The sequence below is a fragment of the Bradyrhizobium genomosp. I (2014) genome (genome assembly GCF_000261685.1).
Lineage (GTDB): Bacteria > Pseudomonadota > Alphaproteobacteria > Rhizobiales > Xanthobacteraceae > Bradyrhizobium.
Genome location: NZ_AJQE01000031.1, coordinates 12,400 through 25,440 on the forward strand (window position 1 = coordinate 12,400; position 13,041 = coordinate 25,440).

The 13,041-nt window shown below is 64.5% G+C and carries 9 protein-coding genes; all 9 read right to left on the reverse strand.

The features are described 5' to 3' along the window. Positions 1–6 precede the first annotated feature (6 nt). Positions 7–480: a Cys-tRNA(Pro) deacylase gene (gene ybaK / locus IC50_RS03040; RefSeq protein ID WP_035700241.1), complete on the reverse strand. Its 474-nt coding sequence runs from the start codon at positions 478–480 to the stop codon at positions 7–9. 306 nt (positions 481–786) lie between these two features. Further along, positions 787–3,555: a formate dehydrogenase subunit alpha gene (gene fdhF, locus IC50_RS03045; RefSeq protein WP_035700243.1), complete on the reverse strand. Its 2,769-nt coding sequence runs from the start codon at positions 3,553–3,555 to the stop codon at positions 787–789. Next, positions 3,552–5,255, reverse strand: coding sequence for an NADH-ubiquinone oxidoreductase-F iron-sulfur binding region domain-containing protein (locus tag IC50_RS03050; RefSeq protein ID WP_035700246.1), 1,704 nt, complete (start codon positions 5,253–5,255; stop codon positions 3,552–3,554). Before IC50_RS03050 ends, fdhF begins: the two co-directional genes overlap by 4 nt. A gap of 155 nt (positions 5,256–5,410) precedes the next feature. Next, a complete protein-coding gene (locus tag IC50_RS03055; RefSeq protein WP_035700248.1) occupies positions 5,411–7,063 on the reverse strand; it encodes an OFA family MFS transporter in 1,653 nt (550 codons plus the stop codon). A gap of 343 nt (positions 7,064–7,406) precedes the next feature. Next, the gene (locus IC50_RS03060) at positions 7,407–9,431 is read right to left on the reverse strand and encodes a sensor histidine kinase (RefSeq protein ID WP_035700251.1); all 2,025 of its coding nucleotides are present in this window, start codon (positions 9,429–9,431) and stop codon (positions 7,407–7,409) included. After that, the gene (locus IC50_RS03065) at positions 9,424–10,851 is read right to left on the reverse strand and encodes a sigma-54-dependent transcriptional regulator (protein WP_035700254.1); all 1,428 of its coding nucleotides are present in this window, start codon (positions 10,849–10,851) and stop codon (positions 9,424–9,426) included. Before IC50_RS03065 ends, IC50_RS03060 begins: the two co-directional genes overlap by 8 nt. A 142-nt stretch (positions 10,852–10,993) precedes the next feature. Then, a complete protein-coding gene (locus IC50_RS03070; protein WP_035700257.1) occupies positions 10,994–11,227 on the reverse strand; it encodes a sulfurtransferase TusA family protein in 234 nt (77 codons plus the stop codon). A gap of 167 nt (positions 11,228–11,394) precedes the next feature. Then, positions 11,395–12,183 (reverse strand): ABC transporter permease, encoded by a 789-nt coding sequence (locus tag IC50_RS03075; RefSeq protein WP_035700260.1) that lies wholly within the window; start codon positions 12,181–12,183, stop codon positions 11,395–11,397. Then, positions 12,183–13,001, reverse strand: coding sequence for an ABC transporter ATP-binding protein (locus tag IC50_RS03080; protein WP_035700262.1), 819 nt, complete (start codon positions 12,999–13,001; stop codon positions 12,183–12,185). The genes IC50_RS03075 and IC50_RS03080 overlap by 1 nt, the downstream gene beginning before the upstream one ends. Between the last annotated feature and the right edge of the window lie 40 nt (positions 13,002–13,041).

Sequence of the window (13,041 nt, forward strand, 5' to 3'; positions counted from 1 at the left end):
AGACGCTCACGCGAGCACGTCCGCAACGACCGCCTTGAGGACATCCCGCACATCTGTGGGCTTGAGCCGCACCTGCAAGCCGCGCTGGCCGCCGTTGAGGTAGACGAGGTCATGTACCAGCGCGCTCTGTTCGATCACGGTGCGCACCGGCTTCCGCTGCCCGAACGGGCTGATGCCGCCGACCTTGTAGCCGGTGACGCGCTCGGCTTCAGGCGGCTTCATCATCTGGGCGGACTTGCCGCTTGTCGCAGCGGCAAGCTTCTTCATCGACACCTCCTGGTCGGACGGAACGACCACGCAGACCGGCTTGCCGTCCACCAGCGCCATCAGCGTCTTCAGGACGCGCGCCGGGTCCTCGCCGAGGGCGGCGGCCGCCTGGAGACCGATGCTCTCGGCGTCGGGATCATAGTCGTAGGTGTGGACGGTGAAGGCGAGACCGGCGGTCGCGAGCGCACGTGTGGCGGGGGTGACTTTGGACATGGGCGATGTTTATCACCGTCATTGCGAGGAGCGAAGCGACGAAGCAATCCAGACTGTCTCCGCGCAGAGATGCTGGATTGCTTCCCTGCGCTCGCAATGACGGTGTGGGCCCAGATGAGCACCACACCCACAGTGTCGTCCCGGCGAAGGCCGGGACCCATAACCCCAGGGAGAAGTTTTGCGAAGACCCGTCGTTCGGGACTGCGACCATCTGCAATCGAGAGATCACGCGGTATGGGTCCCGGCGTTTCGCCGGGACGACACCGCATGTTTGGAAGCTTAAGCCGCCAAACGACGAGGCTCTCCCTACTCCGCCGCGTCCCGCATTTCGGCGCGCTCGGCCCTTACCGCGCAGAACTTGAACTCCGGAATCTTGCCGAACGGATCGAGCGCGGGGTTGGTCAAGAGGTTCGCCGCAGCCTCCGCGTAGCAGAACGGCATGAAGACCATGTTCTCGGGCACGTCGCGGTCGGAGCGCACCTTGACCTCGACCGCGCCGCGGCGGGTCTCCAGACGGATGAAATCGCCCGGTGCGAGCTTCTTCCTGCGCATATCCTTCGGCGACATGAAGGCGACCGCTTCCGGCTCGATCTGGTCGAGCACCTGCGCGCGGCGCGTCATCGAGCCGGTGTGCCAGTGCTCCAGCACGCGGCCGGTCGACAGCACCATCGGATACTCGTCGTCGGGCAGCTCATCCGGCGGGATGACCTTGGCCGGCACGATCTTGCCGCGGCCGCTCGCGGTCGGGAAGCCCGTGGTGAAGATGATCTCGTTGCCGGGCTTGTCGGGAGCATCGGCCGGATAGGTGACCGCGCCTTCGCGCACCAACCGTTCCCAGCTGATGTTCTTCAGCGACGGCATCAGCTCCGCCATCTCGGTGTAGACGTCGCCGGGGCCGGAATAATTCCACGGCAGGCCCATCCGCTTGCCGATCTCCTGGATGATCCAGAGATCCTGCCGCGCATCGCCCGGCGGCTTGATCACCTGACGCGCGAGCTGCACGCGACGGTCGGTGTTGGTGAACGAGCCCTCCTTCTCGGCGAAGGCCGAGGCCGGCAGGATCACGTCGGCGTGGAACGCGGTCTCGGTGACGAAGAGGTCCTGCACCACGAGATGATCGAGCATCGCCAGCGCCTGGCGCGCATGCTGGAGATCGGGATCGGACATCGCGGGGTTCTCGCCCTCGATATACATGCCCGTGATCTCGCCGGCATGGATCGCGTTCATGATCTCGACCACGGTCAGGCCGCGCACGGGATCGAGATCGTGCTGCCAGAGCTTTTCGAACGCGCCGCGCATGTCGTCGCGGCCGACCGGCTGATAATCCGGCAGGAACATCGGGATCAGGCCGGCGTCGGAGGCTCCCTGCACGTTGTTCTGGCCGCGCAGCGGATGCAGGCCGGTGCCGGGACGGCCGACCTGACCGGTGATCAGCGCCAGCGCAATCAGGCAACGCGCATTGTCGGTGCCGTGGACATGCTGGCTGATGCCCATACCCCAGAAGATGATCGACGATTTCGCGCGCGCATAGGTTCGCGCCACCTCGCGCAGCGTCTGCGCCGGGATGCCGCAGATCGGCTCCATCTTTTCCGGCGTGAACTCCTTGATCTTCTCCTTGAGCTCCTCGAAGCCCTCGGTGTAGCCGGCGATGTACTGGTCATCGGTCAGGCCTTCAGCGATGATCGTGTTGATCATCGCGTTCAGCATCGCGACGTCGGAGCCCGGCTTGAACTGCAGATGCATGGTCGCGTGGCGCGACAGCGACTGCCGGCGCGGATCCATCACGAACAGTTTTGCACCATTCTGCTTGACCGCGTTCTTGATGAAGGTCGCAGCGACCGGATGATTCACGGTCGGATTGGCGCCGATCACGATGATGACCTCGGCATCCATTGCAGCAGAGAACGGCGCCGATACCGCGCCCGAGCTCAGGCCTTCGAACAGCGCCGCCACCGACGAGGCGTGGCATAGACGGGTGCAATGGTCGACATTGTTCGAACCGAAACCCGTGCGCACCAGCTTCTGAAACAGATAGGCCTCTTCGTTGGAGCCCTTCGCCGAGCCGAAGCCCGCCAGCGCCTTCACGCCCTTCTCGTCACGGATCCTGACGAGGCCCCTGGCGGCGATGTCGAGGGCCTCCTCCCAGCTCGCTTCGCGGAAATGGGTGAAGGGATTGGCCGGGTCGACCTGGTCGTTGGCATCCTTCTTCGCATTCGGCAGCCGCACCAGCGGCTTTGTGAGACGATGCGGATGATGGATGTAGTCGAAGCCGAAGCGGCCCTTGACGCAAAGGCGATTGTGATTGGCGGGGCCGTCGCGGCCCTCCGCATAGATCACCTTCTCGTCCTTGACCTCATAGGTGACCTGGCAGCCGACGCCGCAGAACGGGCAGAGCGAGTCGACCTTCCTGTCGGCATAGGTAACGCGCGTCTGCGCATCGTCGAGCATCACGGCCGGCATCAACGCGCCGGTCGGGCAGGCCTGCACGCATTCGCCGCAGGCAACGCAGGTGGACTCGCCCATGGGATCGTCGAAGTCGAACACGATTTTCGAATCGTGATTGCGATAAGCCATGCCGATGACGTCGTTGACTTGCACTTCGCGGCAGGCGCGCACGCACAGCCCGCACTGGATGCAGGCATCGAGATTGACGCGCATCGCCGGATGGCTGGCGTCGGTCGCCCAGCGCTCGGCGGCGGGGAAGCGGCTCTCGGTGACGCCCGTCGTCTCGGCCCAGTGCCAGAATTTCGAATCCGGATCGTGCGAGGTCTCGCGCGCCGGCTGGTCGGCGACCAGCAGCTCCATCACCATCTTTTGCGCCGACACCGCGCGCGCGGACTCGGTCTTCACCTTCATGCCGACCGACGGCGTGCGCTTGCAGGACGCCGCCAGCACGCGCTCACCCTCGATCTCGACCATGCAGGCGCGGCAATTGCCGTCCGGGCGATAGTCCGGCGCCGGCGAATAGCACAGATGCGGAATCTCGCGTCCCTGGCGTTTTGCGACTTGCCAGATCGTCTCGCCGGGATTGGCCTCGACCTGCTTGCCGTCGAGCTCGAACGTAATCTTCGTCATTCGGCCGCTTCCTTGAACTCGTCAGGGAAATATTTGATCACGGAGGACAGCGGATTCGATGCCGCCTGTCCGAGCCCGCAGATCGAGGCATCGCGCATCGCCTGGCTCAATTCTTCCAGCAGGGCCCGGTTCCAGACCGGCTTCTGCATTAGCAGCGCCGCCTTCTGGGTTCCGACACGGCACGGCGTGCACTGGCCGCAGCTCTCGTCCTCGAAGAATTTCATCAGGTTCAATGCGGCCGCGCGCACGCTGTCCTTTTGCGACAGGATCACGACCGCTGCCGAGCCGATGAAGCAGCCGTATTTTTCCAGTGTGCCGAAATCGAGCGGGATGTCGTCCATCGACGCCGGCAGGATGCCGCCGGACGCACCGCCCGGCAGGTACGCGTAGAACTGATGGCCGTCGGCCATGCCGCCGCAATATTCCTCGATCAGCTCGCGTACGGTGATGCCGGCGGGCGCCAGCTTCATGCCGGGATTCTTCACGCGTCCCGAGACCGAGAAGCTGCGCAGGCCGTGACGCTCGTGGCGGCCATGGCCCTTCCACCAGTCGGCGCCCTTCTCGACGATGTCGCGCACCCACCACAGCGTCTCGATGTTGTTGATCAGCGTCGGCAGGCCGAACAGGCCGACCTGGAACGGATACGGCGGCTTGTGCCTGGGCAGGCCGCGCTTGCCCTCGATGCTCTCCAGCAGCGAGGATTCTTCGCCGCAGATATAGGCGCCGGCGCCGCGGCGCATGTGCAGCGTCGGGCCGCCCGGCGGGAGCTTTGCGATCTCGCGTTCGAGGATCTCGCGCGAGGCCGGATATTCGTCGCGCAGATAGATGTAGACGTCGGAGGCCTGGACCACATGCGCGCCGATCAGCATGCCCTCGATGAACCGGTGCGGATCGGTTTCGAGATAGTAGCGATCCTTGAACGTACCGGGCTCGCCTTCGTCGCCGTTGATCGCCATCAGCCGCGGGCCGGGCTCGCCCAGCACTGCGCGCCATTTGCGCCCCGTCGGGAAGCCGGCGCCGCCGAGGCCGCGCAGCGAAGCGTCGTCGAGCGCCTTCAGGAGATCGTCCTTCGAGAGTTCGCCCGAACGTACGCGATTGAGCAGCTTGTAGCCACCGCCGGCGACATAGGCGTCGTACTCGGTATGCTCAGGCAGATGCACGTGCGTGTCGCCGGCCTTGGCCGCCGCCATCACATTGGCGACGGTGGCGTGATCGACGAAGTTGTGACCGACTTCCGCGGCAGGCGCAGTATCACAACGGCCGACGCAGGGCGCGCGCACGACACGGATGCCGGGGCCCGAGGCGCTCTGCAAATCCTGCAAGAGCTTCTCGCCGCCGAGCATCGCGCAGGTCAGCGAATCGCAGACGCGGATCGTCAGCGGCGCGACGTCGGGCTCGCCTTCCTTCACCACGTCGAAATGGGCGTAGAAGGTCGCCGTCTCGAACACCTCGGCGAAGGCGAGCTTCATCTCGTCGGCAAGCGCCGCCAGATGCGCAGCCGAGATCTGGTGATACTTGTCCTGGATCAGGTGCAGATATTCGATCAGCAGATCGCGCCGCCGCGGCCTGTCGCCGAGCAGCTGCTCGATCTCGTGCGCGGCCGTGGGGTCGACCTGGCGCCCCTTGGGCGTCGCCTTGGCTCGCTTCCGCCCCTCGCCCGGATGTTCGAACGAGCGGACCTGTTGCACGTCGTGGCTCATCACTGCGTCTCGTAGACCTTCTTTGGAATAGGTCCAACCCTATCTCTTGGCATACCAGATGCCAACTGAATTCTTGCGCTCGAATAGGCATTTAAGGGCATGCAGCCAACAATGCCGCATGCCCTCTAGATGCCCCCGCGAAGGGATTTGCGCGGTCAGAGGATCTTCACCGCGCTCTCCAGCGTCTTGTAGACACCCCAGGCCAGCGGAACTCCGACGAAGGCCCAGAACAGCGCGGCCTTGAGGTCCAAGCCGCCCGTGCCGATACCGAATGAGCCGTGCTTGATCGTTGCCTCCCCCTTGGCACTTGCGGCCTGAAGTTTGGCGACCTCCTCCTCGCTCATGTTCCACTTCGGATCGACGGGCTTGATCAGGTAATTGCAGATCAAGCCGGCGATCAGCATGGCACAAAGAATGTACATGGTCGTGTTGTAGAGCTGGTCGCGCGGCACCCCGGCCGCAAGCTGGAACTCGCGGATGTAGTTCACCACCACCGGACCGATAATGCCAGCGGTCGACCACGCCGTCAGCAGCCGGCCGTGGATGGCGCCGACGAACTGGGTTCCGAACATGTCGGCGAGATAGGCCGGCACGGTCGCGAAGCCGCCGCCATACATCGACAGGATGATGCCGAAGCCGAGCACGAACAGCAGCTTCGAGCCCATCGCCGCGAAGGTCGGCGCCAGCGCGTAGAGTGCGATCCCGAGGACGAAGAACGTGTAGTAGGTGTTCTTGCGCCCCATGAGGTCCGACATCGACGCCCAGAAGAACCGACCGCCGATGTTGAACAATGACAGCAGGCCGGCAAAGCCCGCAGCGATCGCCGCGATCGTGGCTTTCTGCTCAACCGAGAGCTGGCCGAAGGTCAGCTCCGGATGCCCGATCAGCTTGCCTGCGAAGATCTCCTGGAGCATGGGTGAGGCCATGCCGATCACACCGATACCCGCCGAGACGTTCAGGCAGAGCACCCACCAGATCAGCCAGAATTGCGGCGTCTTGTGCGCGTTGTCGAGGTGCACGTGGTGCTCGGTGATCATCGACTTCTTCTCGCTCGGCGGCGTCCAGCCCTCGGGCTGCCAGCCCGCCGGCGTCACGCGATAGGCGAAGGCGCCGATCATCATGAAGACGAAGTAGACCACCCCCATCGTGACGAAGGTCTCCCAGACACCGACGGAGGCGGGCGTCTTGAAGTAGTTGATCAAGAGATTGGCGAAAGGCGCTCCAATCATGGCACCGCCGCCGAATCCCATGATGGCCATGCCCGTCGCCATGCCGCGACGATCCGGAAACCATTTGATCAAGGTCGACACCGGGGAGATGTAGCCGAGCCCCAGTCCCACGCCGCCGATGACGCCACAACCGAGCCACATGATCCAGAGCTGGTGGACGTAGACGCCGAAGGCACCGATCAGAAGCCCGCCGCCCCAACAGCAGGCGGCGACGATGCCCGCCTTGCGCGGACCGGCGCGCTCGAGCCAGCCGCCCCAGATCGCGGCGGAGACACCCAGCAAGACAAAGAACAGCGTGTACATCCACCCGAGGCTGGCGACCTTCCAGTCGCAGCTCGTGGTGAAGAGCTCCTGCCACAGCGACATGTCCGGGCAGACCTTCGGCGCCGTGATGCCGATCGCACGCGACAGCGGCAGCCAGAACACGGAGAAGCCGTAGGCCATGCCGATACAGAGATGGATGCACAGGGCAGCCGGCGGCACCAGCCAGCGATTGAAGCCGGCTGTCGCGATCGTGCGTTCACGATCGAGGAAGCCGGGAGCACCAACCGGTGCAAGAACGGTATCGGCAGTCGTCATAAGCATTACCTCCCAGGCGCGGCCTTGCCGGCACATCGGTTTGAGACCGGTCGTGTGCGAGCTCGGCAGCCGCGCATGACAGGTCGGACTTCATGCCGAAGCGGAATCATCTGGTGCGCATCGCGTCATGTGCGCCGAGCAAGCAACTGATCGCGGGTGATGTCCCTTCGCCTCGCAAGCAGCGTTGCAGTGACGGCTATCGCGCCCTCATCCCCCTCAACACCCTGTCTTGAGATGAGCAACGCGCGTGCCAGAAGTCGCACCGTGATGATTCAACGACTTCCCGCAGCGCAACGTGCTGCGCCGGACAGAATGTCCGGAAATCCTCGGACAAAATGTCCAATCAGGTCGCTTCCGGCAGCCAGACCGTGAATGTACTTCCCCAACCGACCCGGCTTTCGGCCGTGATCTGTCCGCCCTGGCGCTTGATCAGCGTCTGGCTGATGGATAGGCCCAGCCCGGTGCCTTGCCGCCGTTTCGTGGTGAAGAAGGGATCGAATATCTTTTCGATCACCTCAGCGCTCATGCCGATGCCGGTATCAGTGACTTCGATGGCGACGCCTTGATGGCCGTCGCGCTCGGCATCGAACGAGCGGAGCGTCAGGGTTCCACCGTCTGGCATGGCGTGGATCGCGTTGACGATGAGATTGACCAGGACCTGCTGCAGCTCGCTGCGGTTCATCAGCACGAGCCGGTTGGCGCGGTCGTCCCTGACCACGGCGATCTCGGTCTTGTTCAGAAGATGCTGCACCAGCGGCAGGCAGTCGGAGATGACGCTTGTCGGCGCATGGCGCTCGACATAGCCGGCATACTCCTCCGGCCTTGCAAACTGCAACAGCTTGGTCACGATCTGGCTGATGCGGTGAATCTGCTCGTCGAGCAGGCGAAACTCGACCTTCGCCTTGTCGGCATCGGCCCCGAACACACTGCGGATGACGTCGAGATTGCCCTGCATCACCGCGATCGGATTGTTGATCTCGTGCGCAACGCCGGCGGTGATCTCGCCGATCGCAGCCAGCTTCTCGGACATGATGAGCTGCTTGGTGGTTGCCTCGAGCTTGAGATTGGCGTGCTCGAGGTCCCGGGTGCGCTCCCGCACGCGGACGTTCAGCTCCTCATTCCATTCCCGGAGCTGTCGGTCGCGTTCCTGGATCTGGTCGAGCAGGCTGTCGAGATGAACCGCGACGCGGCCGATCTCGTCACCCAGCACCGGCATCCTGGTGCGGGCGGACAGATTCCCGCGCTCCACCTCGGTAATCGTCGCCGTCACGCGCTCCAGCGGCATGAAGATGGAGCTCGCCCAGCGCAGGAAGATCGGCACGGTCGCGGCGGTGATGGCGACGAACGCTGCGATGATGATCACCAATGTCTGGTATTTGGCTTCGCTGAACGGCTTCTCCAGAAAGCCGACATAGAGCATGCCGACCCGCTTGCCGTAACTGTCGACCAGCGGCTCGTAGGCGGAGATGTACCAGTCATTGACCACGAAAGCGCTGTCGAGCCAGGTGCGCCCCTCGCCCAGCACGGCCGAGCGCACCGCCGCCGACACGCGCGTGCCGAGCGCGCGCCGTCCCTCGAACAGACGGACGTTGGTCGATATCCGCACATCGTCCAGGAACAGCGTCGCAGTGCCCTGGCTGCCCTCCGGCAGGCTCGCCGCGCGATAGACCAGATCGTTGATCGTGTCGATGAATTCGAGATTCTGGTTGAGCAGTGTGCCGCCGACCAGTGCAGCGGCGCCGCCGTCAGGCAGCATCGCCCGGCTCGCCGCATGCACGACCATGCCGCGCGTCTCCGTGCTGCGGTCGGTCGGCACCGCGTTCGGGGTCGGCACGAGACCCAATCGCGCGCGTTCAGCCAGGGTCGGCGAAATTGCGGCGAGCTCGTCATTGCTGAAAATGTCGACGCCGGTTGCAGAGACCTGCCCCGACAGCGCCGACATGATGATCGGCCAGTCATGTCTCGGTTGATGCTGCAGCGGCGGCGATGAGGCCAGGACATCGCCGCGGCCGTTGGTCAGATAGAGGAAATCGAGACCGATTTCCTTTCGGGTCTCGTCGAGCAGATCCCGCAGGGAGCCGCGCGCATCCGGCGCCAGCACCTCATGGAAGCGGGCCGACAGGCTGAGCGCCCGGATCTGGACGCCGGTCTTTTCCAGGATGCGGGCGAGATATTGGTGAGCGATGGTGAGATCGCCGTTCACCTTGGAGATCAAGGTCGCGTCGAACTTCGCGTTCCAGCGATAGATCGCAACGCCGAGCAGGAGCGGCAGGATGACCAGCATCGGCAGCAGCGCGATCGCGAGCAGCCGGAAGCGGACGGAGCGTCCCCGCACGGGCTGGGCGCTGCGACCGGCAGCATCAGACATCCCACAACGCGCATTTGCGGTCGATGGTCTTGCGCGAGATACCAAGGCGCCGAGCCGCCTCCTCGCGATTGCCATTGACCTCCTTCAGCACGCCGAGAATGTGACGGCGCTCGAGCTCCGCGAGACTGTCGGCAGGCGCCGACTGACCGTCGCGGCGGGGACCGGCGAAATCGTCGGGGAAGGCTCCGAGGATCAGCGTGCGCTCGATCAGATTGCGCAGCTCGCGCACATTGCCCGGCCAGTCATAGCTTGCGAGTGCCGACTGCACCGAGGCGTCGATCGGCACCGGCGGCATGCCGAGCTGAACCGACAGCTTGCTCATGAAGATAGCGGCAAGCTCCTGCACGTCATCGCCGCGATCCTTCAGGAGCGGCAGGTGGATCTGCATCACGTTGAGCCGGTAGAACAGGTCGGCCCGGAAACGGCCTCTCTCGACCTCCTTCTGAAGCTCGGCATTGGTTGCGAAGATGAAGCGCAGGTCGACCGGAACTTCGCGCTCGGAGCCAACCGGACGGACGCGGCGGTCTTCAAGCACGCGGAGCAGCTTGCTCTGCATCGGCGGCGGCAGCTCCCCGATCTCGTCGAGGAACAGCGTGCCGCCATGCGCGTACAGGAACAAGCCCTCGCGCCCCGAATCGGCGCCGGTGAAGGCGCCCTTGATGTGTCCGAACAGCTCGGCCTCGATCATCTCGGGCGGGATCGCCGCGCAATTCACGGGCACGAAGGGCTTGTCGGCGCGGTCGGACAGCGAGTGGATCGAGCGCGCGGCCACTTCCTTGCCGGTGCCGGATTCGCCGGTGAGGAGAACCGAGGTGGGCAGGCGCGCGACGCGTGCGATGGTCTCACGCACGCGCAGCGTCGCTGCCGACTGTCCGATCAGATTGTCGCGCAGAAAGGTGCGGTCGGACGAGGCACGCAAAGCATAGCGCAGGACGTAATTCTCGCGCTGGAGGCGGACACGGTCGAGGCATCGTGCCACCGCGTTGAGGATCTGGTTGGAGCGGAACGGCTTGAGCACGAAATCGGCCGCACCGGCGCGCAGGGCCTGGATCGCAGTGTCGAGGTCGGCATAGGCGGTGATCAGGATGGCGTCGGCGAAGAAACCGACGGCGCGCTGCTCGGCGAGCCAATCGACGCCGTTCTTGCCTGGCATGATGTTATCGAGAATGACGACGTCGTAGCGGTTGGAATCGAGCTTGCGCGATGCCTGGTCGGTATCGGCCGCCTCGTCCACCAGCTTGCAGCGCGGCGCAAGCGTGCGCACCAGGAAATTGCGCATGCCCGGCTCGTCGTCGACGATCAGAATGGAGGCCTGCGCCAGCGCGCTGAACTCCGGCCCTGCAGCCGTCTTGCCGAGCTTGACGGCAGGCTCGCGGCCCACCGCGGGACTTGCGCCTGCCCTCGATGTCGAGAATGTCATGCCCGATGTCTTAGGTTTGAGAGTCTTAGGTTCGAGATCATCCACCGCAACAATCGGCGTCTTTCGCATTGCAGCGAAGCTCCGGCCGTTTCCCCCGCAGGCGCAGCATAGTCAAACGTCGCCGCCGTGAACATTCGCCTTTCTACGGGGCGCCGCTCTTTTCGACCAGGAACACGATGCGCGCTTCGTTGCGCTCGGTGATCTCGACCTTGTCGCCGGTCTCGCGGATCAGGTTCGGAATGTCAATCACCGACAAGGGATCGGTGCAGTGAACCTCCAGCTGATCACCCGGCTGCAAAGGCTTGAGCGCCTTGCGCGTCTTCAGGGCGGGCAGCGGGCATTTCAGTCCGGTAAGATCGAGCGTCGTTCTGGTCATGGCCGCAACATGGCGGGACGAAGCGATGGCGTCAACGGAAGGCCTCTAAAGCGTGATGAGGTCAGGTCTGATTGCTGCAACGGCAGAGGTGCCTGCCTCTCCCGCAAGGCAAGCGGGAGAGGTGAGCTCCTCCAGCGGCACGCGGCACGCAGAAATGAATTTGCGCCCTACCCGCGCCCTTCCGACGCGGTCGGCCGCCACACCAGGAGGCGGCGCTCCGCGAGCGTCACCCCGAAATCGATCAGGATGACGAAGGCCGAGAGCACGAACATGCCGGCGAACACGCCGGCAACGTCGAACACGCCCTCGGCCTGCTGGATGAGATAGCCGAGCCCCGCCGCCGATCCCAGATACTCGCCGACGACCGCGCCGACCACGGCAAAACCCACCGAAGTGTGCAGCGAGGAGAACATCCACGACAGCGCCGACGGCCAATAGACGTGCTGCATCAACTGCCGCTCGCTCATGCCGAGCATGCGGCCGTTGTCGAGCACGGTGCGGCTGACTTCCTTCACACCCTGATAGACGTTGAAGAAGACGATGAAGAACACCAGGGTGACGCCGAGCGCGACCTTGGACCAGATGCCGAGGCCGAGCCACAGCGCGAAGATCGGCGCCAGCACGACGCGCGGCAGCGCGTTGACCATCTTCACGTAGGGGTCGAACACTGCGGCGACCAGCGGCTGGCGCGCGAACCAGAAGCCGACCAGCACGCCACCGAGCGATCCGATCACGAAGGCGAGGATCGATTCCGCCAGCGTGATCCCGAGATGCTTCCAGATGACGCCTGAAGCGAACCATTTCACGATCTGGCTGAACACATCGAACGGATTGGAGAAGAAGAACGGCGGCAGCAGGATCTTGCCGAATACCGGGACGGTCGACAGCGCTTGCCACAGCACGATGCAGACGACCGCGACCAGGATTTGCAGCGCCAACAGCATCAACCGCGACATCAAACCGCCTCCGCCGCGTGAGCGGGTTGCGCGTAGCCCTTCATCACCTCGTCCTTCAGCACGCTCCAGATCTCGCGATGGAGCGCATGGAATTCCTTGTCCAGGCGCACCTCGAAGATGTCGCGCGGGCGCGGCAGGCTGACGCGCCAGTCGCCGATGATGCGCGAGGACGGCCCGGCCGACATGATCACGACGCGGTCGGCGAGCGCGATCGCCTCTTCGAGATCGTGGGTGACGAACAGCACGGCCTTGCGGTCCGCATTCCAGAGATCGAGCAGCAGGTTGCCCATGACCTGGCGGGTCTGTGCATCGAGCGGCCCGAACGGCTCGTCCATCAGGAGAATCTTGGGATCGCGAATCAGCACCTGCGCCAGGGCCACGCGCTTGCGCTGGCCGCCGGACAGCATGTGCGGATAGCGGCCCGCGAAGGCACCGAGACCGACCGACGTCAGCCATTTTTGCGCCCGCGGCAGCGCATCAGTGCGCGGCGTGCCCTTGATCTCGAGCCCGATCGCGACATTGTCGAGCGCGGTCTTCCACGGGAACAGCGCGTCGGCCTGGAACAGGTAGCCGGCATCCCGGTTCAGCCCCATCAGCGGCCGGCCGAAAATCTGGACGCTGCCAGCGGCGGGCTTCAGCAGCCCGGCCGCGACGTTGAGCAGGGTCGATTTCCCACAGCCGGTCGGGCCGACGATGGCGACGAACTCGCCCTGGGCGACCGCGAGATGGGCCTTCTCGACTGCCGTATAGACCCGCCCGTCCCCGAGGCGGAACGCGACCTTGGCATCTTCCAGCGCCACTGCCGTGGGCGTCGTCATGGGCGTCCTCCGAATTCAGGCCGATGCCTTAGCCGCTCGC

Coding starts and splice junctions, on each gene's coding strand:
- ybaK (WP_035700241.1), bottom strand. CDS start 480: ATGTCCAAAGTCACCCCCGCCACACGTGCGCTCGCGACCGCCGGTCTC.
- fdhF (WP_035700243.1), bottom strand. CDS start 3,555: ATGACGAAGATTACGTTCGAGCTCGACGGCAAGCAGGTCGAGGCCAAT.
- IC50_RS03050 (WP_035700246.1), bottom strand. CDS start 5,255: ATGAGCCACGACGTGCAACAGGTCCGCTCGTTCGAACATCCGGGCGAG.
- IC50_RS03055 (WP_035700248.1), bottom strand. CDS start 7,063: ATGACGACTGCCGATACCGTTCTTGCACCGGTTGGTGCTCCCGGCTTC.
- IC50_RS03060 (WP_035700251.1), bottom strand. CDS start 9,431: ATGTCTGATGCTGCCGGTCGCAGCGCCCAGCCCGTGCGGGGACGCTCC.
- IC50_RS03065 (WP_035700254.1), bottom strand. CDS start 10,851: ATGACATTCTCGACATCGAGGGCAGGCGCAAGTCCCGCGGTGGGCCGC.
- IC50_RS03070 (WP_035700257.1), bottom strand. CDS start 11,227: ATGACCAGAACGACGCTCGATCTTACCGGACTGAAATGCCCGCTGCCC.
- IC50_RS03075 (WP_035700260.1), bottom strand. CDS start 12,183: ATGTCGCGGTTGATGCTGTTGGCGCTGCAAATCCTGGTCGCGGTCGTC.
- IC50_RS03080 (WP_035700262.1), bottom strand. CDS start 13,001: ATGACGACGCCCACGGCAGTGGCGCTGGAAGATGCCAAGGTCGCGTTC.